At 60.0% G+C, this 970-nt stretch carries 2 protein-coding genes; both read left to right on the forward strand.

Annotated features, from left to right (window positions below; all coding sequences use genetic code 11):
- A partial coding sequence (locus ACMGE0_RS33530) for a beta-barrel domain-containing protein (RefSeq protein ID WP_495885029.1) occupies nucleotides 1-232 on the forward strand: 232 nt, incomplete at its 5' end.
- Nucleotides 233-533: 301 nt separating this feature from the next.
- Nucleotides 534-970 (forward strand): nucleotidyltransferase domain-containing protein (locus tag ACMGE0_RS33535; RefSeq protein ID WP_436820168.1); only part of this gene is annotated, 437 nt, incomplete at its 3' end.

Consider the following 970-nt stretch of genomic DNA (forward strand, 5'->3'; position numbering starts at 1 on the left):
CGGAACCGTCGCAGCGGTCGCGGCCGATCTCATTCACAATCCCCAGACCGGCGAAGCCTGGTACACGGCCCGCATCCGCATCATGCCGGAGGAAATGAAGAAGCTGGGTAACCTTGTCCTGGTTGCCGGCATGCCCGTCGAAGCCTTCATCCAGACCAGTGAACGCAGCGCGATTTCCTATCTGGTAAAGCCTCTCGCCGATCAGATTTCGAGAGCGATGCGGGAGGAGTGAGTGGGTGTCGCTCGGCCTCGCACCGGTTGGCGGAAGAGGGGGTGGTCCGGGGGCACGATCCATGGAAAGCTTTTGGCGACCTCGCTATGCACAGACGACAGTGCTTTGGGGTTTGTTCTTCCACATAGGGTCGGGAGGGAGGTCCACTGGCATGGCAGTCGCCTCGGACCAGCACCCTTGCACGCTCCACCAAATGCCGGGACTAAACATCTAGCCTGGGGCTCATCTCTCGAAACGTTCCGCCCGGCAGCTATCAAATCTGCGAGTAGACGGCGGCGGTTCTTTCGCTTAACCATCGCTCATGAAGTCGTCCCTGGATCATATCCCCCCTCGCAAGCAGCGCGAACTCGAGCGGGTCTTGGAAATCCTCCACGAGGAGTTCGAGGACGTGCTGAAGGGGGGCGCGGCGGAGTTCAAGAAGCGCGGCAGGATCCTGAAGATCATCCTGTTCGGCTCCTATGCCAAGGGCGGCTGGGTCGACGAGCCCTTCACCATGAAGGGGTATCGCTCGGACTTCGATCTGCTGATCATCGTCAACGACCGCAGGCTGTGCGACTTCGCCGAATACTGGCACAAGGCCGCCGACCGCCTGATCCGCGACAAGTCGATCGAGACCCCGGTGAGCTTCATCGTGCATTCCAGGCGCGAGGTGAACACCTATCTCAAGGAGGGGCAATATTTCTTCTCCGACATCCGCAAGGAAGGCATCGTCCTCTACGAACTGGATGATGAGCCGCT

It is taken from the genome of Neorhizobium descurainiae, from assembly GCF_051400715.1.
Classification (GTDB): Bacteria; Pseudomonadota; Alphaproteobacteria; order Rhizobiales; family Rhizobiaceae; genus Neorhizobium.